Annotated in this window: 15 protein-coding genes; 14 read left to right on the forward strand and 1 reads right to left on the reverse strand. The window is 35.7% G+C overall.

All coding sequences use genetic code 11. From position 1 onward, the window contains the following. Positions 1–3: 3 nt before the first annotated feature. The gene (locus tag JHT90_RS01720; protein ID WP_201095719.1) at positions 4–1,074 is read right to left on the reverse strand and encodes a 3-deoxy-7-phosphoheptulonate synthase; all 1,071 of its coding nucleotides are present in this window, start codon (positions 1,072–1,074) and stop codon (positions 4–6) included. Between the two features lie 258 nt (positions 1,075–1,332). On the opposite strand from JHT90_RS01720, the gene hrpA reads away from it, so the two are divergent. From hrpA to tssG, 14 genes are all read left to right on the forward strand, one after another. Beyond that, complete coding sequence (gene hrpA, locus JHT90_RS01725) at positions 1,333–5,265, forward strand: ATP-dependent RNA helicase HrpA (RefSeq protein ID WP_201093325.1); 3,933 nt, start codon at positions 1,333–1,335, stop codon at positions 5,263–5,265. Positions 5,266–5,283: 18 nt separating this feature from the next. Then, positions 5,284–5,796 carry an adenylyl-sulfate kinase gene (cysC, locus tag JHT90_RS01730; protein ID WP_201093326.1) on the forward strand — a complete coding sequence of 171 codons (513 nt, stop codon included), beginning with the start codon at positions 5,284–5,286 and terminating at the stop codon, positions 5,794–5,796. Positions 5,797–5,897: 101 nt separating this feature from the next. Further along, positions 5,898–6,830 carry an STM4015 family protein gene (locus JHT90_RS01735; protein WP_201093328.1) on the forward strand — a complete coding sequence of 311 codons (933 nt, stop codon included), beginning with the start codon at positions 5,898–5,900 and terminating at the stop codon, positions 6,828–6,830. After that, positions 6,787–7,980 carry an STM4014 family protein gene (locus JHT90_RS01740; RefSeq protein ID WP_201093330.1) on the forward strand — a complete coding sequence of 398 codons (1,194 nt, stop codon included), beginning with the start codon at positions 6,787–6,789 and terminating at the stop codon, positions 7,978–7,980. Before JHT90_RS01735 ends, JHT90_RS01740 begins: the two co-directional genes overlap by 44 nt. After that, the gene (locus JHT90_RS01745; protein WP_201093332.1) at positions 7,973–8,755 is read left to right on the forward strand and encodes an STM4013/SEN3800 family hydrolase; all 783 of its coding nucleotides are present in this window, start codon (positions 7,973–7,975) and stop codon (positions 8,753–8,755) included. The genes JHT90_RS01740 and JHT90_RS01745 overlap by 8 nt, the downstream gene beginning before the upstream one ends. Continuing rightward, positions 8,752–10,068, forward strand: a complete 1,317-nt coding sequence (locus tag JHT90_RS01750) for an STM4012 family radical SAM protein (protein ID WP_201093334.1) — start codon at positions 8,752–8,754, stop codon at positions 10,066–10,068. The genes JHT90_RS01745 and JHT90_RS01750 overlap by 4 nt, the downstream gene beginning before the upstream one ends. A gap of 3 nt (positions 10,069–10,071) precedes the next feature. Then, positions 10,072–10,926 carry an STM4011 family radical SAM protein gene (locus tag JHT90_RS01755; RefSeq protein ID WP_201093336.1) on the forward strand — a complete coding sequence of 285 codons (855 nt, stop codon included), beginning with the start codon at positions 10,072–10,074 and terminating at the stop codon, positions 10,924–10,926. 475 nt (positions 10,927–11,401) lie between these two features. Next, positions 11,402–11,728 carry a hypothetical protein gene (locus JHT90_RS01760; protein ID WP_201093338.1) on the forward strand — a complete coding sequence of 109 codons (327 nt, stop codon included), beginning with the start codon at positions 11,402–11,404 and terminating at the stop codon, positions 11,726–11,728. 216 nt (positions 11,729–11,944) lie between these two features. Then, positions 11,945–13,534: a type VI secretion system protein TssA gene (gene tssA, locus JHT90_RS01765; protein WP_201093346.1), complete on the forward strand. Its 1,590-nt coding sequence runs from the start codon at positions 11,945–11,947 to the stop codon at positions 13,532–13,534. 45 nt (positions 13,535–13,579) lie between these two features. Further along, positions 13,580–14,122: a type VI secretion system contractile sheath small subunit gene (gene tssB / locus JHT90_RS01770; protein ID WP_201093353.1), complete on the forward strand. Its 543-nt coding sequence runs from the start codon at positions 13,580–13,582 to the stop codon at positions 14,120–14,122. Further along, complete coding sequence (tssC, locus tag JHT90_RS01775; RefSeq protein WP_201093359.1) at positions 14,122–15,600, forward strand: type VI secretion system contractile sheath large subunit; 1,479 nt, start codon at positions 14,122–14,124, stop codon at positions 15,598–15,600. Before tssB ends, tssC begins: the two co-directional genes overlap by 1 nt. A gap of 13 nt (positions 15,601–15,613) precedes the next feature. Further along, positions 15,614–16,036: a type VI secretion system baseplate subunit TssE gene (gene tssE, locus JHT90_RS01780; RefSeq protein WP_201093361.1), complete on the forward strand. Its 423-nt coding sequence runs from the start codon at positions 15,614–15,616 to the stop codon at positions 16,034–16,036. A gap of 23 nt (positions 16,037–16,059) precedes the next feature. Then, positions 16,060–17,856, forward strand: coding sequence for a type VI secretion system baseplate subunit TssF (gene tssF / locus JHT90_RS01785; protein WP_201093370.1), 1,797 nt, complete (start codon positions 16,060–16,062; stop codon positions 17,854–17,856). Between the two features lie 19 nt (positions 17,857–17,875). After that, positions 17,876–18,910 carry a type VI secretion system baseplate subunit TssG gene (tssG, locus tag JHT90_RS01790; protein ID WP_201093378.1) on the forward strand — a complete coding sequence of 345 codons (1,035 nt, stop codon included), beginning with the start codon at positions 17,876–17,878 and terminating at the stop codon, positions 18,908–18,910. Positions 18,911–18,913: the final 3 nt, after the last annotated feature.

Raw genomic sequence — 18,913 nt, forward strand, 5'->3', positions numbered from 1 at the left:
GCATTAATTACGTTTTGGAAGTATATCTTTCAAACGATTATGCATTGAGCGAATTGATTTTTCAGTGGTTTCCCAATCAATACATGCATCAGTGATGGAAACACCATATTTTAATTGCTTTAAGTCTTTAGGAATAGGTTGACTTCCCCAGCCTAAGTTACTTTCTACCATGAGTGAAACGATAGATTTATTCCCTTCAACGATTTGATTGGCTACGTTTTCCATTACTAAGGGTTGCAACGCGGGATCTTTATTTGAGTTAGCATGGCTGCAATCAATCATAATATTTGGTTTAATTTTTGCCTTAGCTAATTCTTGCTCACACAATGATACGCTCACAGAATCATAATTAGGCCGACCATTACCACCACGCAATACTACATGACCATAAGGGTTGCCACGAGTGGTAACAATAGATACACCACCTTTTTGGTCAATACCTAAAAAACGGTGTGGATTAGAGACAGATTGCAACGCATTGATTGCCACAGTCAAACCACCATCTGTACCATTTTTAAAGCCAACCGCAGAGGATAGACCAGAAGCCATTTCACGGTGAGTTTGTGACTCAGTCGTTCTAGCGCCAATAGCTGACCAGCTAATAAGGTCTTGTAAATACTGGGGTGAAATAGGATCCAATGCTTCCGTAGCAGTAGGTAAGCCCATATCAGCTAAGTCTAATAGTAATTGACGACCAATTTTTAGACCATCTTCAATTTTGAAAGAATCGTCTAAATAAGGATCATTAATTAAACCTTTCCAACCTACAGTAGTACGTGGTTTTTCAAAATAAACGCGCATAATAAGATAAATTGTATCTTGCACTTCTTCAGCAAGTACTTTTAGGCGCTCAGCATATTCTTTAGCCGCTTTTAAATCGTGAATAGAACAAGGGCCAACCACAATAAATAAACGGTGGTCTTTACGGTCTAAAATATCACGTACAACTTGACGACCAGTAGAAACAGTTTTTAAAGCAGTAGCCGTTAATGGCAACTCTTTTTTCAGTTGTTCTGGTGTGATCAAAGCATTATTTGATACAACATTTAAGTCTTCAATTGGTAAGTCAGTCATCATATTACTCATTGGGCATTTTTATGCACACAAAAAATCCATTAAATAGTAGTTGAAAGATATAGACAATAACATATAACTAACATTTTCCTCTAGTATGCTGTAGCAAGAAAATTATTTTTATTGATGGAGTTAATAGATTTTTTAATAAAATAGTTAAAAGCTTTAGCAATAATATAATAAATTATAAAGTTTATTTTTATCAGTATCTGTAAAGGTATTATAATAGTTGCTTTTGCATTACTTGATACTCGATAGATGACTACTGAACAACTACTAGATAATTCTTTATTAAAACGTATCGAGCAAGCTATGGTGGTTGACCGTCATTTTTTGCGTAGGGAGTTTTTTGCTTTAAAAAAACAGCCTGATGAAGCAAAATTGGTACGTTGGACTGAACGTTTGCAATGCTCCTGTCAAACAGTGGCTAATCGCCAGCAAAGTATACCTAAAATTAATTATGATGATGCTTTGCCTATTGCGGCTAAAAGAGATGAAATAAAAAAAGCCATTTTAGAAAATCAAGTAGTGGTAATAGCAGGGGAAACAGGTTCAGGGAAAACCACCCAACTACCTAAAATTTGCTTAGAAATAGGCCGTGGTATTCAGGGGATGATAGGTCATACTCAACCAAGAAGAATTGCAGCCCGCAGTGTGGCTAGTCGAGTTGCTGAAGAGTTAGCCAACCCTTTAGGTGAGTTAGTAGGTTATCAGGTAAGGTTTGAAGATCAAAGCACTGATAAAACCCTGATTAAGTTAATGACAGATGGTATTTTACTATCAGAGACACAGCATGATCGTTTTTTAAATCGTTATGACACCATTATTGTGGATGAAGCTCACGAGCGTAGTCTAAATATTGATTTTTTATTAGGCTTTCTAAAAACGTTATTACCAAAAAGACCTGATTTAAAACTAATTATTACTTCTGCTACTATTGATTTGGAACGTTTTGCCAAGCATTTTGATAATGCGCCTATTATTGAAGTATCTGGCCGTACTTATCCTGTAGAAACTTGGTATCGCCCTCTTGTGAGTGAGTTAGATAGTGAAGGTAATCCTTTAGAAGATGATCTAACAGTCGATCAAGGAATTTTAGCCGCTATCACAGAGTTAGAACAATATGAAAAAGCTAATCAACGAGCCTTAGGTGATATTCTAGTATTCTTACCGGGTGAAAGGGAAATTCGCGATGCAGCAGATATCCTGCGTAAAGCTAATTTACGCCATACAGAAATTTTACCACTTTATGCGCGACTAACACCTGCTGAACAGCAGCGTATTTTTCAATCTCACGCAGGGCGACGTATTATTCTTGCCACCAATGTGGCAGAAACTTCAATCACTGTAACGGGTATTCGTTATGTAATAGATAGTGGTACAGCAAGAATTAGCCGTTATAGTTATCGGGCTAAAGTACAACGTTTGCCTATAGAGGCTGTTTCCCAAGCGAGTGCTAACCAACGTAAAGGACGCTGTGGGCGAGTAGAAGCGGGTATTTGTATTCGGTTATACAGTGAACAAGATTTTTTAAGTAGACCTTTGTTTACTGATCCAGAAATATTGCGTACCAACCTAGCGGCTGTTATTTTACAAATGCTTCATTTGCGTTTGGGCAAAATTGAGGATTTTCCTTTTATTGAACCGCCAGAAACAAAAGCCATTAAAGATGGCTTTACCTTATTGCAAGAAATCTCAGCAGTTACTTTAAAGGGAGAGCTAACTAATTTAGGTAAACAATTGGCGCGTTTACCTATTGATCCACGTTTAGGTCGTATGCTAATTGAAGGGGCAAGACGTAAAGTATTGAATGAGTTGTTGATTATTAGTAGTGCTCTTTCTGTACAAGATCCAAGAGAGCGGCCAATGGAAAGGCAGCAAGCAGCTGATCAAGCTCATGCTCAATGGAAAGATCCAGATTCGGATTTTGCTGCATTAATTAATCTTTGGCGAGGCTTTGAAGAAAAGCGGCAAGAGTTAGGTAGCAATCAATTGCGTAACTGGTGCCGTAAAAATTTCTTAAACTATCTGCGCCTAAGAGAGTGGCGAGATGCCCATCGACAATTATTATTAATTTGTCGAGAAATGAAGTTGTTAAATCAGCAAAAACATGCAGATAACGAACAAACAAATTTAAATTATGAAGCAGTACATCAATCAGTCCTATCTGGTTTATTAAGTCATCTTGGCCAAAAAACAGAAGATAATGATTACCTTGGTGCTAGACAACGACGATTTTGGATACACCCATCCACAGGCCTAGCTAAAAAACGCCCACAATGGATTATGGCGGCTGAGTTGGTGGAAACGACGAAACTGTTTGCCCGTATAGTCGCTAAAATAGAGCCAAGTTGGTTAGAAACTCTAGCAGCCCATCTATTAAAGCGAACTTATCTTGAGCCTCATTGGGAAAAAAGGCGTGGTCAGGTGGTTGCCTATGAGCAGGTTACATTATATGGTTTAATTATAGTTGGAAGACGAGCTGTTCATTATGGCCCCCATGATCCACAAGCTGCTCGAGAATTATTTATTCGTGAAGGCTTAGTACAAGGTGAAATTTTATCCAAAGCAAAATGCTTAAAAGCTAATCATCAATTAATGGAAAAGTTAGATGATTTAGAAGCTAAAGCTCGTCGTCGCGATATCATCGCTGATGAAGAAACCTTGTATCAATATTATGATAAATATATACCCCAAGATATTTATCAAACAGCAAGTTTTGATAAATGGTATCAAACAGCTAGCAAGAATAATCCTCAGTTATTAATAATGACTGAAGTCGACATTTTAGCAAGGGAAGCTAATGAAGTAACTGCAAATCATTTCCCAGACCACTTACAGCTAGGTGATTTAACGCTACCACTCAGTTATGAGTTTGAACCCGGTAATCCTCGTGATGGTGTTACAGTAAAAGTTCCTGCCCCACTATTACCGCAGTTAGCGAAAGAGTGTTTAAATTGGTTAGTGCCTGGCTTATTAGAGCAACGTTGTATTGGGCTAGTACGTAATTTACCTAAAGCCATTCGTAAAAACTTTGTACCTGTTCCTGATTTTGTTAAAGCCGCATTGGCAACTATTAACTTTGCTGAGGGGGATTTATACCAAGCGTTAGCTCAGCAATTATTAAGAATGACAGGGGTACGAATAAGTGATGAGGCTTGGTTAGAGGCAGAAGCTAATCTTGCTGATCATTTACGAATGAATATTGAGGTAGTAGATGCACAGGGTAAGTTTTTAGGTGAAGGTAGGGATTTAACAGCACTGATAGTTCGTTTCAGTAAAGAAAGTCAAGCAGCCTTAGCGCTTCCTAAACAAAAACAAGCTACCAAAGCTATTACTGCGGATGAATTTGATAGTTTGCCGACCACGCAACAACATAAAGTGGCAGGATTAACTATGACAGTTTATCCTGCGTTATTTGAGGAAAATGGCGTTGTAAAAGAAGAACGTTTTGCCACTCAAGCAGAGGCAGACTATCAACACCGCCAAGCGTTACAACGATTGTTATTACAACAGTTAGCAGAGCAAGCAAAGTTTTTACGTAATAAACTACCTTTGCAAACAGAATTAGGGCTTTATTTTAAAGATATTGGTCGAGTAGATGCTTTACTAGAAGATATTTTATTAGCCAGTGTTGATGAAACCATCCTAGCTGATCAAAAAATACTGCCCCGTGATGCAGCTAACTTAGCTAATTTGGCAGAAGCTAAACGTGGTAGTTGGTTTGATAATGCAGACCGCTTAGTAAAGCTTGTGTTAGGTATTTTAAAGTTACATCATAGCTTACAAAAACGCTTAAAAGGTAAAATAGATTTAACTCAAGCCGTGGCTTTAGCGGATGTCAAACAACAGTTAGCTAATTTAGTTAATCTACATTTTGTTAGAAATACACCTGTTGAATGGTTAAAAGAGTATCCACGTTATTTAAAAGCGATTGAACAACGCCTTGATAAATTAGCAGCACAGTTACAGAAAGATCGAGTTTATAGCAGTGAACTGAGCGAATATTGGCAACAATATCAAACACGTTTAACTAAACATTTAAAAGAAGGCAAACGAGATGTAGCCTTGCAGCAATACCGTTGGATGTTAGAAGAATATCGCGTCTCACTTTTCGCTCAGCAATTAGGTACTAAAATGCCTATTTCGGATAAACGATTAGCCAAACAATGGCAGTTAGTAGAGAGCTAAGATTAAGTTGAGTTAACTATGGATATATCACAGAGTAAACCACAAGCATACTGGATAACTGGACTTTCTGGAGTGGGTAAAACAACGTTGGCTAATGCATTAGCAGCAAGTCTTACAGCACTTAATATTGAAAACAAAGTATTAGACGGTGATGAGTTAAGGAAAACCTTATGTGCTGATTTGGGATTTTCTAAACAAGATCGTGACACTAATATTCAGCGCATAGCCGAGTTAGCTTATTCTTTACAGCAACAAGGAGTTGTTGTTATTGTGAGTGTGATTAGCCCCTATCTTGAAGTGCGCCAACAAGCCATTAAAAAACTACAGGCAACCGAAATTTATTTAGAAGCACCTTTAAGTGTTTTACAAAAACGAGACTCGAAAGGATTATATGCCAAAGCCATAGCAGGGGAGTTATTAGATTTTACAGGAGTGAGTGCGCCCTATGAAGTTCCTAAAAACCCAGCATATTTTTTTAGAACAGATTGGCTAACGGTTGAGGAGTGTGTCAATAAAATATTACTGTCATAATATTGCGATAAATTAATATATTATTAAGTATAAATTTATACACTAGCACAATTATTTTTAATAACAATAGTAGGATTTTATTCAGCAGGAAGGGGATTATTATGACTATAGGTAACCATTTAGATAAATTTGCTGGCTATAAAGTTGAAGATTGGCAGGCAGGACAACCACTTAAAAATCTAGAAAATACTATTTATCGTATTGCTGTTGATTACGACGACAAGCAAACTTGGGATGAAAAATTTCAGCAATACCTAGCAGAACCCAATGCTAAAGAAACGAGGGGATTAGTATTAGGTGCTTATTCAGAAGAAATGTTTGAAGTAAGTTGCGATGATCCAATTAATGCTGTGATTGCAGCGAAAGACCAATTACCTTTATTAGATACCTTATTTGTAAATGATATTACCTATGAAGAAAATGAAATTTCATGGATTGTTAATACTGATAATGCTCCTTTAATTCATGCTTTTCCTAAATTAAAACATTTTGGTACTCGTGGTGGTAATGATTTAGGTTTTACTAATTTAAACGCACCAGAGTTAGAAACATTAATTGTTCAATCAGGTGGTTTAGCTTCTGAAACAATTAAAGAAATAGCCAATGCTAATTTACCGAAACTAAAACATTTAGAAATTTATTTAGGCACAGAAGATTATGGTTATGGTGGTTCAGTAGAGGATTTACAGCCAATTCTACAAGATCGTTTTAATCAACTAACCTATTTAGGCTTAGTGAACTGTGATGAGCAAGATAATATTGCTAAAGCAGTAGCTAATGCACCTGTAGTCACTCATTTAGAAACTTTAGATTTATCGTTAGGTACATTGGGTGATGAGGGAGCGCAAGCTCTATTGGATTCTAAAAATTTAGATAACTTAAAACACCTCGATTTAAATCATAACTATTTATCAGAAACAATGGTTGAAAAATTAGAAGCTTTTGCAGCAGCTAAAGGCTTTACTATTGATGTCTCTTCTGATGCTGATTATGACGAAGATGATGACTGGCGTTATGTCAGTATTGGAGAATAATCCTCAGCAGGTGGTGCTTATTGCACCACCAACTAGCCGACGTGTTACAGCCTTCCAAAACTCTTTACAACAGATCAATTGGCCGCCAGCAAAGGTTATTGGTTATAACCATATTATTGAGTTTCCTGATTTATTAAAAGAAACAATAGCTGAAGGTGATGTAGTACGGATTGAAACATCAGGCGAATGTTGCACTACAGATCGTTTTTTATTGCAGCTAGCTAGGCAAAATGATCCATATAAGTTTGATGCAGATATAGCAGATTTGCAACTGGAACAGGGCGAAATTATTCCTTCTAATCATTGGTATGCAGGACTACAGTCGTTTTTTGCTAGTTTACAAAAACAGCTTGCACAAGCGGCTAAACATTTTTGTACCATTGATTTTAACGAAGGATTGCAGTTATTCGATAAAAGGCAAACAGCGAAAGTTTGGCAACAAAAGGGTTTGGCGATACCAAAACAAATAACTGAACCAATAGTAAGTTTTGAACAGTTATTAGCTGTATTAAAGCAACAAGGCTTAAATCGTGTTTTTATTAAGTTGGCTCATGGTAGTGGTGCCAGCGGTGCGATAGCATTAGCGATCAGCAAAACCAATATGCAAGCTATCACTACAATTGAAATGGCGGATACTAAACAGGGGCTACGTTTTTATAATAGTAGTAAGTTAATTCGCTATAATGACTGGCAAACTACCGCTATGATTATAGATAAGCTAGTTCAGTGGCATGATTTACAAATAGAAGCTTGGATTCCTAAAGCCAATTATCAAGGCAAGGTGTTTGATATTCGAGTCGTAGTCATTAATGGTCAAGCAAAGCATACTTTAATTCGTTTAGGTAAGCAGGCTATTACAAATTTACATTTAGGTAATGGACGGGGAGATCTTGAACAAATTAAGAACTATTTGGGTAATAGTTGGCAATTAGTACCAGAGTTGGCTGAACAAGCCATGCACTGTTTTCCTAATAGTTTATATGCAGGGGTGGATATTTTGGTTAGCCAAAATAATAAAAAACCTTATTTATTAGAGGCAAATACGTTTGGTGATTTTCATCCTAATACTTATTATCAGGGGCTAGATACTTATCAAGCAGAATTATTGGCATTGCTAACACGTCATAAAATTGGAACTAATAATGATTAATGTAAAAGAATTGGTAGCAAATAAAGTAGATATCATTTTTATTACTTTTGATAGTTTACGATTTGATGTATTACAAAATGCCAAGCTGCCTCAGCTAGATAAATTTGTAGCTAATTGGGAAGCAAGACATTCACCTGCTACTTTTACTTATGCGGCACATCATGCTTTTTTTAGTGGTTTTTTACCTACCCCTATTGATAATCCTACTGCCCCCAGATTGTTTGCCTCTGCATTTGCAGGCTCGACTACCACGCAATCTAATACCTTTACTTTTGCAGAAAGTACGTTGCCTAAAGCTTTACAGAGTTTGGGTTATACCACCTGTTGCATAGGTGGCGTAGGCTTCTTTAATAAACAAACAGAATTAGGGAGTGTGTTGCCTAATTTATTCCAACAGTCATATTGGAATATAGAAATGGGAGTGACTGGCAAAGATTCTACTCAATTGCAGGTTGAACAAGCTCTCAAATTTATGCAGCAAGATAATACGCCAAAGTTTTTATTTATTAATGTGGCTGCCACACATCAACCTACTTGTATCTATCATCCAACTTTGCAAGAAGATTCAAAGGAAACACAGCAGGCAGCCTTAGAGTATGCCCAACAACATATCGCTTATTTATTAGCAGAACAGCAAAAGCGTTGTAAAACATTGGTTATTTTAACTTCAGATCATGGTGAAGCGTTTGGTGAAGATGGTTATTATGGCCATCGTTTAGCACATGATACAGTTTGGACAGTACCCTATACAGAATTTGTTTTGGATGTAGTATGAGTTTACAAGCATTAATAGAGCAAGGTGAGTATTACAAAGGCTATACCTATGCCTATCCCCATAAAACCAGTTATCGTCATTTTGAACCTATATCATTAGAAAGTGCTTGGTCTGTGGAAGATAAATCACAATTGTTTCTGTATGCCCATATACCCTTTTGTGGTATGCGTTGTGGTTTTTGTAATTTATTTACTACTGCTAACCCTAAATTAACCTTAACCAAAGCTTATATTGAAGCGTTAACTATACAGGCAAAAGTAACTTATGAGGCATTAGGTGAGCAAGCAAGGTTTAGCCGTTTTGCATTAGGTGGCGGAACGCCTACTTATTTATTGGCTGAGGAGTTACAGCTGTTGTTTGATGCGTTAGCGGTCTTTAAGTTGGATTATGCCGCTATTCCTTCTAGTGTGGAAACCAGTCCTGCAACAGTAACCTTGGATCGCTTAGCTATTTTAAAAAATTACCATATCAAACGTATTAGTATGGGCGTGCAAAGTTTTTCTGAGACCGAAATTAAATCCGTAGGACGTGGGCAAAGTAACCAAGAAGTAATACAGGCGATAGAAAAGATTAGAAAATTTGATTTTCCTCTATTAAATTTAGATTTAATTTATGGTTTAGCTCATCAAGATCCAAAGAGTTGGGCAAAGTCTTTGCAAACAACATTAAGCTTTGAACCAGAAGAAATTTTTTTATATCCACTTTATGTAAGGCCTTTGACGGGTATCGGGAAATTTGGTTTTAGTTGGGATGATGAACGGTTAAGACTTTATCAGCAAGGACGCGATACATTACTCAACGCAGGCTATGAACAAATAAGTATGCGCTATTTTAGAAAGCCAATGGTAAATCAAATTGAACCGGCTGATTATTGTTGTCAACAAGATGGCATGGTAGGTTTAGGTTGTGGCGCGCGGTCTTATACTAGAGAATTACATTACTCCAATGAGTATGCGGTAGGACGTAAAGGTATTAAAGCTATTTTAGAAAGTTATAACAGCAGAACAGAAGCTGATTTTAAGCAAATAAGCTATGGTTTTAAAATGGATGAAGATACCCAAAAACGCCGTTTTATTTTGCAATCCATTTTGCATATGTCAGGGCTATCTATCGAACTTTATCAAAAATGTTTTGCTAGCTCACCTTTTACAGATTATCCACAATTAGCTAAGTTAGTAGCATTACAACTGATTGAGGATAAACAAAGCTGTTGGAAATTAACCCAAAGAGGTTTAGAACTCGCTGATTTAATAGGCCCATGGTTTTATGCGCCAGATATTGAGCAACGTATGAATAGCTATCAGTTGGTATAGTAAATGATTAACTTAACTGTTATGTACCGTGGTGCTTTAGAAACATGTAATTACGCTTGTGATTATTGTCCTTTTGCAAAGCGTAAGGAAACGAAGCAGAAGAAAATAGAAGATATTGTTGGATTAGATAACTTTATTAATTGGATAGCCAAGCAAACAGATATCAACTTTAATGTTTTTTTTACACCTTGGGGAGAAGCATTAGTCTTTAAACGTTATCAACAAGCAGTTAAACAATTAACAGTAATGCCGCATGTTAATAAGGTTATTTTTCAAACTAATTTAAGCGGTAAGTTAGATTTTTTAGCTGAGATCAATAGTTTAAAACTTAGATTATGGTGTACTTATCACCCAACAGAAGTACCTAGAAAAAAGTTTATTGATAAAACTAAACAATTAGACTGTAACAATGTTAAATACAGTGTAGGAATGGTAGGGAAACCTAATTTATTTGATGAAATTAAACAGTTACGTAATGAGTTAAATCCTAACACCTATTTATGGATTAATGCTTATGTTGATAATAACCAGCATTATATCTATACAGAAGAGCAAAGGTTGTTTTTAAGCACCATTGATTCATTGTTTTCATTTAATAAATCTTATGTTTCAAAAGGCTTACTTTGTTTTGCTGGTGAAAATGCAATTGTTGTAGATGAGTTTGGTAAAATTTATCGTTGTCATTTTATTAAACAAGCCATCGGCAGTATTCATGACAATAATTGGCAGCAGATATTACAAGAAAGACCATGTACAAGAGCTAATTGTGATTGTCATATAGGCTATATTTTTGTTAAGTCACTTGATTTTAAAAGAATATTTGGTGAGCAAACACTTGAACGCATTATGTTAGATTGATGAATGCGTTTTTATATGAGTAAAACTCATGATTATATATTTATTTATTCATGCTTAATGGTGGCAGCTAGTAAGTAAAATTTGATTATTTTGGTTTATTTTAAGGAATAATTAATGTATTTACTCTATTGTTGTCATAAGGGATTAGTAATTAGGTTAGTGATGTTTAGGTAACCTTTTTTGCTGGTTTGTTAACTTAAATTAACAAAACTTAATTTAAATGTGGAAGTATTATTAAAAGTAAGGATATACTATTACTAAATAATTAAGCCTATTGTCTAATGGAAATTTAAAGAAATTAAACAATAGTTGAATGGTTTGATTTCATAGCAACATGGGCCTATGAAATACATGAGTAATAACTTTATTCAAATTTGGTCGAGTAGTAGTGATTGATATTAATAATGGAATAGCAAAACTTTATGGGAAGATATTCTATCTTTTGAGTAAGTTATTTTGTATTAGTATAGTATTAATGTTAACTGCTTGCAGTTTATGGAATAAAACACAACAAGATGAGTTTGTTCATTTAAAAGGGCAACATATTTTAGTAGTGATTGATAGTTTTAGTAGAAACCCTGATGTAATTGAAGATTGGGTTGATTATAAACGTTATACATGGCACCAATGTAAAGCCACAGGTCGATCTTCTATTGAGGTTAGGGATAATGGTACATATTATTTAAAACCTGGAGTCATTTGTTGTGATGTCCAGTTTGAAACCGATAGGAAGAATATTGTTTTTGGCTATAAGGGTCTGAATACATGCCCCGTTAATAATAGTTTAAAACAACAAAAATGAAAGCTTAGTGGCAAGGTATGATTTAAATAATGAAAGATTGTTTTTAAGATCATAAAGTTATAGTAGCCAAGAAAGGATATATTATATGATAGCTGTACATATAAATTATAAAAGATACAAAATTGATGTATTGGGCCATGTTGCTATACAGAAAATTAATAATATGATGTTGGTTATCAATTAATAATCTTTATTTTTCAGGGAAGCAGGGTAAAGATGTCTTTTGTTAACCCGTTACTTAAAAATTATTCATCTCTATTAGAGCCTATCAGTTCTCACAGCTTTGTAGGTGAAGACGTTCGTTATTCTGCTACTTTCGAAGAAGTTGAAAGCATGTTATCAGGATCAACTTCACTTTTTAGTAGCACAGGAACTGATTGGCAGAGAATAATTGAATTAAGTGAAAAAATATTGACTACGCAAGCAAAAGATATGCGCGTGCTTGCTTGGTTCTGTTGGGGACTTTTTAAAACTGATACGTTTACTGGATTGCATGCAGGTCTTTATTACCTCAATGAATTAATTGTTAAGTGTTGGGATGACATATTTCCTAGTAAACAAAGAACGAAAATGTCAGCTGTTGAGTGGTTAAGCTCTAGATTGGAGCAGCTTTTTCAAGAGACTATAGATGTTAAAGAGCAGATTTCTTTATTTGAAGCAGTATTGGCAGAATTAATACGTTTAGATGCGTTTTTAACAGATAAGTGGCAGGATAAGTCTCCTTTATTATTACCTACTTGTCGCCGTATTGAGAGGATGATTGCAGAGACTACCAAAGTTGCTGATAAAGATAAAGAATCCAAAAGTGTAGTAGAAAAGGTTATTACGCAAGCTAAAGAGATAGTCACAGGTACAGCAACTCCTCAATCAACCGTTACAGCACTAGATAATGAACGAGATGCTAATAAATTATTACGTAATTTGCAGGATAATGGTCGTACACTCTGTATATGGTGGTTAAACCAACGTTCAACGGATATTAAAGCGTTACGTTTAAATCGTACTTTATTATGGATTGCTATAGAAGCATTACCTGATAGTAAAGATGATGTGACTACATTACGACCTGTGCCTTTAGATAAAGTGAATAGTTATAAAGAGAGGCTAGCACAAGGGCGTTATTCAGATTTAATAATAGATGTAGAAATAAGTATTTCGAAAGCACCGTTTTGGTTAGATGGCCAATATATAGTTTGGCAATGTTTACAGGCACTTCGTATGGATGTTGCCATGTTAGAACTAGAGGTACAGTTAGCATTATTTTTACAACGAGTTCCTCGCGTTACTGAATTAAAGTTTCATGACAATACACCTTTTGCTGATGAAGCTACAATCGCTTGGATTAATGATTATGTATTGCCAAGATTAACTAATCAAGCTGGGCAGATTAATGCTCATATTATTTCAAGTGGTACAGGTCAAGATAGTTGGGATGAAGTGCTACAGGAAAGTATTACTAAACTATCACGAGAAGGTTTAAAAGAGTCAATGGCACCTTTAGTAGCAGGTTTAAAGGCAGCTACTGGAGGGCGAGAAAAGTTCTTCTGGCAGTTATGTATGGCTAAACTCTGTTTTGCTAATAAGAAGTATGAGTTAGCAAAAACTCAATTGGAAAATTTGGATGAGCATATTTATCAGTTGGGAATTGATCAGTGGGAGCCCTCATTAGCTTTAGAAGTAGTTTACTTGTTATATAAGTGTTGTGAGCTGTTACCACAATCCCAACAAGTAAGAGAGTCAAAAGAGAGATTATATAAAAGACTATGTTTTTTGGACATGGATTTAATTGTGGATGAAGGTCAATGATTTTATTGTTTTTTATCCAAAGTTTAGTAACCAATGGAGAGATTTATGGCTAAGAAAGAAAGCTCAGTAGCACCTAAAGAGCGGATTAACGTTACATTTAAACCTGCGATAGGGGATGCTCAAGAAGAAATTGAAATTCCTTTTAAAGTGATGGTATTAGGTGATTTTACTCATCGTCCTGATGACCGTGTTTTAGAAGAAAGAAAGCCGATTAGTGTTGATAAAAATACATTTAATGATGTATTGGAAAAACAGAATTTAAGTTTAGATATATCCGTACCTAATCGTCTGCAAAATGAAGATCCAGATAGTGAATTAGCAGTAAGTTTGAAGTTTAAGAATATGAAAGACTTCGATCCTGCAAGTGTTGTTGAGCAAGTGCCTGAGCTTAAAAAGCTAATGGAATTAAGAGATGCGTTAGTAGCATTGAAAGGTCCATTAGGAAATGCGCCTGCTTTCCGTAAAGCAATTGAGAGCGTGTTATCTGATGATGACTCTCGTGAAAAAGTGCTTAAAGAGTTGGGCATGGCTGCAGAAGCTGCGGCTAATGGAAAAGACTCTGGTAAAGATAAGAAAGGAGATAAATAATGAGTGCTAGCTCACAAGAAGCGAAGTCCAAGTCAGTTGCTACAGAACTTGGTATTCTTGACCGTATTATTGCAGAAACAAAGTTAACCCCAGAGGATGAAGCGTATAACGTTGCGAAACAGGGGATTGCTGTATTTATTGAGGAGTTGTTAAAACCTCAAAATAAAAATGAACCTATTAAGAAAGCCTTAGTTGATCGCATGATCAGCGAGATTGATGAAAAATTAAGTCGGCAAATGGATGAAATTCTTCATCACTCTGAAATGCAAAGTTTAGAATCAACATGGCGTGGTTTAAAACTATTAGTTGATCGTACCGATTTCCGTGAAAACAATAAGATTGAAATCTTAAATGTTTCTAAAGAAGATTTATTAGATGATTTTGAAGATGCTCCTGAAATCTTTAAATCTGGTCTATATAAACATGTATATACAGCTGAATATGGACAATTCGGTGGTATGCCAGTAGGTTCTATTGTTGGTAACTACTATTTTGGCCCAAGCTCTCCAGATGTTAAGTTAATGCAATATTTGTCCGCAGTAGCTTGTATGGCTCATGCTCCATTTATTGCTGCAGCTGGTCCTCAGTTCTTCGGTTTAGAAGCTTTCACTGGTTTACCAGATATGAAAGATCTTAAAGATCATTTTGAAGGTCCATTGTTTACTAAATGGCAAAGCTTTAGAGAGCAAGAAGATTCTCGTTATTGTGGTTTAACATTACCTCGTTTCTTATTACGTAATCCTTATGATCCAGAAGAAAATCCTGTGAAAAGCTTCTGCTATAAAGAAAATGTATCTGAAAGCCATGAGCATTATCTATGGGGTAATACTGCATTTGCTTTTGCAACACGTTTAACAGATAGCTTTGCTAAATACCGTTGGTGTCCAAATATTATTGGACCACGTAGTGGTGGTGCAGTTGAAGATTTACCATTACATCATTTTGAAAGTATGGGTGAAATCGAAACTAAGATTCCTACTGAGGTATTGGTTTCTGACCGTCGTGAGTATGAGTTAGCAGAGTCAGGCTTTATTGCATTAACCATGCGTAAAGGCAGTGACAATGCTGCATTCTTCTCGGCTAATTCTGTACAAAAACCAAAATTCTTTGGTATCAGTGAAGAAGGTAAAACAGCAGAGCTTAATTATAAGTTAGGTACTCAATTACCATATTTATTCGTAATTAGCCGTCTTGCGCACTATGTAAAAGTATTACAACGTGAACAATTAGGATCTTGGAAAGAGCGTACAGATCTTGAGCGTGAACTTAATAAGTGGATTAAACAGTATATTGCTGACCAAGAAAATCCAAGTGCTGAAGTACGCGGTCGTCGTCCTTTACGTGCAGCGCAAATTATTGTGACTGATGTTGAGGGTGAACCAGGCTGGTATCGTGTGACTGTTAATGTTCGTCCTCACTTTAAATATATGGGGGCTGATTTTACCTTATCGCTAGTTGGTAAATTAGATAAGGAATAATGAGGGTGATGGAATGAGTAAATATGGTAGTCTCTTTGAGCGTTTAGCAGGTGTCCCTGAAACCAGAAAAAAGCTTGATGATGAGACTGCCATTACTCTTTCTATTGCTGATCATTTGGCAAAGATGCTTAGTACCAGAGCAGGTAGTGTACAAACATTACCTGATTATGGTTTGCCTGACTTAAATGATTTAAATCTCTCATTACATGACTCGTTACAACAGTCACGAACAGCGATTGAAAGGTTTGTTGAGGCCTATGAGCCTAGATTGTCTGAAGTTAGGGTTGTTCCTTTACCTAGAACTCATGATCCATTAAACCTATCTTTTACTATTGAGGGAATGATAGATGTAGGTGGGATGAAAAGAGAAGTATCTTTTTCTGCTGCTTTGAATGGTTCAGGACAAGTGAAAATAAAGAAACGTTATTATAGTTAATAGAAGGTTTCCAAGGAGTTTCAGTGTCGTTTAATTATTATTACCTACAAGAGTTAACAGCCCTGCGTCGTATGGGCAAGCAGTTTGCGCAAAGAAATCCTGCGTTAGCTCCCTTTATTGGTGATGGTAGTCGTGACCCTGATGTTGAGCGTTTATTAGAAAGTTTTGCTTTTTTAACTGGACGTTTAAGACAACGTTTAGATGATGAACTTCCTGAGTTAGCTCACTCACTAATGAATTTATTATGGCCCAACTATATGCGGTCATTACCTGCATTTAGCATCATAGAGTTTGATGCTGTGCAGGAAACAGAAGATTGTATAACCTTACCGCGGCAGTCTATGGTTAATTCTGTTCCTGTTGATGGTACTGTTTGTCAATTTCAAACCTGCTTTGAAACAAAAATATATGCCTTACAATTAGATAGCGTTGATTATGCCATTAAAAATGGTGGGGCTATTTTTAGTCTAAAGTTACTATTGAATGGTGAAGGTGATTTAATTGGTGCGCCCCTTGATAGTTTAAGACTACATTTGTCTGGTGAGCGTTATATTAGTCAAATGTTGTACCTTTGTTTATTACGTCATCTTGAAGATATACAGTTGATTCCTTTAAATGAAAAAGGTGAACCTTTTACAGATAGCAACGGCAATATTTTAGGCGCTAAAACAATAGGGCCTGAGAATATTAAAGCTGTAGGGTATGCTGAAAATGAAGCCTTATTACCTTACCCAGCTAATACTTTTCGTGGTTATCGCTATATTCAAGAATATTTTGCATTTCAAGATAAATTTTTATTTGTTGATCTTGAAAAGTTAAATGTCTTAAAGACATTACCTGAGGATATTTTAGAGCGAGCAAAAGGAATAATGGTTCGTTTTAATATTCGTAAAGCCAATATGCAGCGCATTCAGCCGACCACAGAAAATATTCGGTTGTATTGTACGCCTGTGGTTAATTTATTTTCACACAGTGCGATGCCTATTAACTTTACAGGTACTGATAATGAATACCATATTCTTCCAAGTATTAATACACCTGGCCACTATGAAGTGTTTTCCGTTGATAAAGTAGTTGGTTGGAGTAATACCCGTAATGAATATAAAGATTATGTGCCATTTGAGTCTTTTGAACATGACGCTAGTTTTGATGTAGATGAAGTAAAGCCGTATTATTTTATTAGAAAAGAAAAATCTATTACCCATGACGGGTTAGATACGTATTTACGTTTTGCTAGTAAAGATAGCACTATTTTCTCAGGTGATACCTTATCAATTGATTTAAGTTGTACCAATCAAAACCTTCCTAAGCAATTAAGAGTAGGTGATATTTGTGTAGCTACTGAAAGTATTCCAGATAATCTAGTGTTTAGAAATATTGTTCCTCCTACTACTAGTTATGCACCACCAATAGAAACAGGTTTCTTATGGCGTATTATTAGTAATATGTCATTGAATTATTTGTCATTAGCAGATGTAGAGCCCTTAAAGGTTGTATTAGAAACCTATGACTTCCCACGTTATTACGATCAACAAAGAGAACGGGTTAGTCGTAGATTATTAGCAGGTTTAAAAGACATAAAATATAAGCCTGTTGATCGATTACATAAAGGGTTACCTTTACGCGGTATTAGAACAGAAATAACCATCGATCCAGAAGGTTATATTGGTGATGGCGATTTATTTTTGTTTGCTTCAATGTTGAATGAGTTTTTTGTGCTCTATGTTAGCTTAAATTCATTCCACGAATTAGTAGTACATAGTACCCATAACCAAACTTATAAATGGCCATTACGTATAGGGCAGCAGGCATTATTATGATGTTAGGAATGGTAAGGGCATGACTGCTAAAAATATTTATTATCGGGAAAATGTTAAAGAACATCTTCCTGAATTGCCTTTGTGGCATAAACAAAATGTTAGGAAGTATTCGTTATTTCAAGGTGTGTTATTAACGATAGATTATTTACGTAGTATTACATCTGATACGGTTACTGATGAAGAATTATATGAGCGTATTGAGTTTGTAGCGAATCCTAGCTTGGGATTTCCTACCTGTGATATTGAATATATAGAATTTTTTATTGAAAACGAACAAGTTCGCGTAAAAATGAGAATCAATCCATTAGGGTTGATTGGTGCTAACTCACCAATGCCAGTGTTCTATAGTGAGCAAGCGCTTGGAGATAGTACAGAGGAAGATAATACTACACGAGATTTTTTAAATTATTTTAATGATCGTTTACAAAGATTGCTTTTGCCTATTTGGAAAAAATATCGTTATTACGCTTTTTACCAATCAGGCGCAATGGATGTTTTTTCAGCAAAGTTATTTTCATTAATAGGTTTAGGACATGAGGCTTTTAGAAAATCAGATAATCTAAACTGGAAACGATTATTACCTTATTTAGGAATGATCAGCTTACGGGCACATTCAGCAGTATTGGTTGAGGCAGTATTAAGATATTACTTTAAACACTCAGATATTTTTGTAGAGCAATGTATTGAGCGTAGAGTAAATATTGCAGAAGACCAATTAAATAGGTTGGGTTTAAGTAATAGTGTAATGGGAGATACTCTCGTAATAGGTACAGAGGTACGTGATAGAGGCGGTAAATTTCGTATTCATATCCTGAAACTGACGTGGGAACGCTTTCATCAATTTTTACCTATTTATAAAGAATATGGACAATTAAGCACACTGGTCGGCTTTATATTGCGAGATCCTTTAGATTATGACATTAAGTTGCAACTATTAAAGGATGAAATAAGAGATTTAACAATAGGTGATCAAAGTGATTGCCTCTTAGGTTGGACAAGTTGGCTAGGCAAAGAAAAGGCCGATGGCGAAATTTTATTAAAGAACCAAATGTAAAAG

This window comes from Entomomonas asaccharolytica (genome assembly GCF_016653615.1).
Taxonomy (GTDB): Bacteria; Pseudomonadota; Gammaproteobacteria; order Pseudomonadales; family Pseudomonadaceae; genus Entomomonas; species Entomomonas asaccharolytica.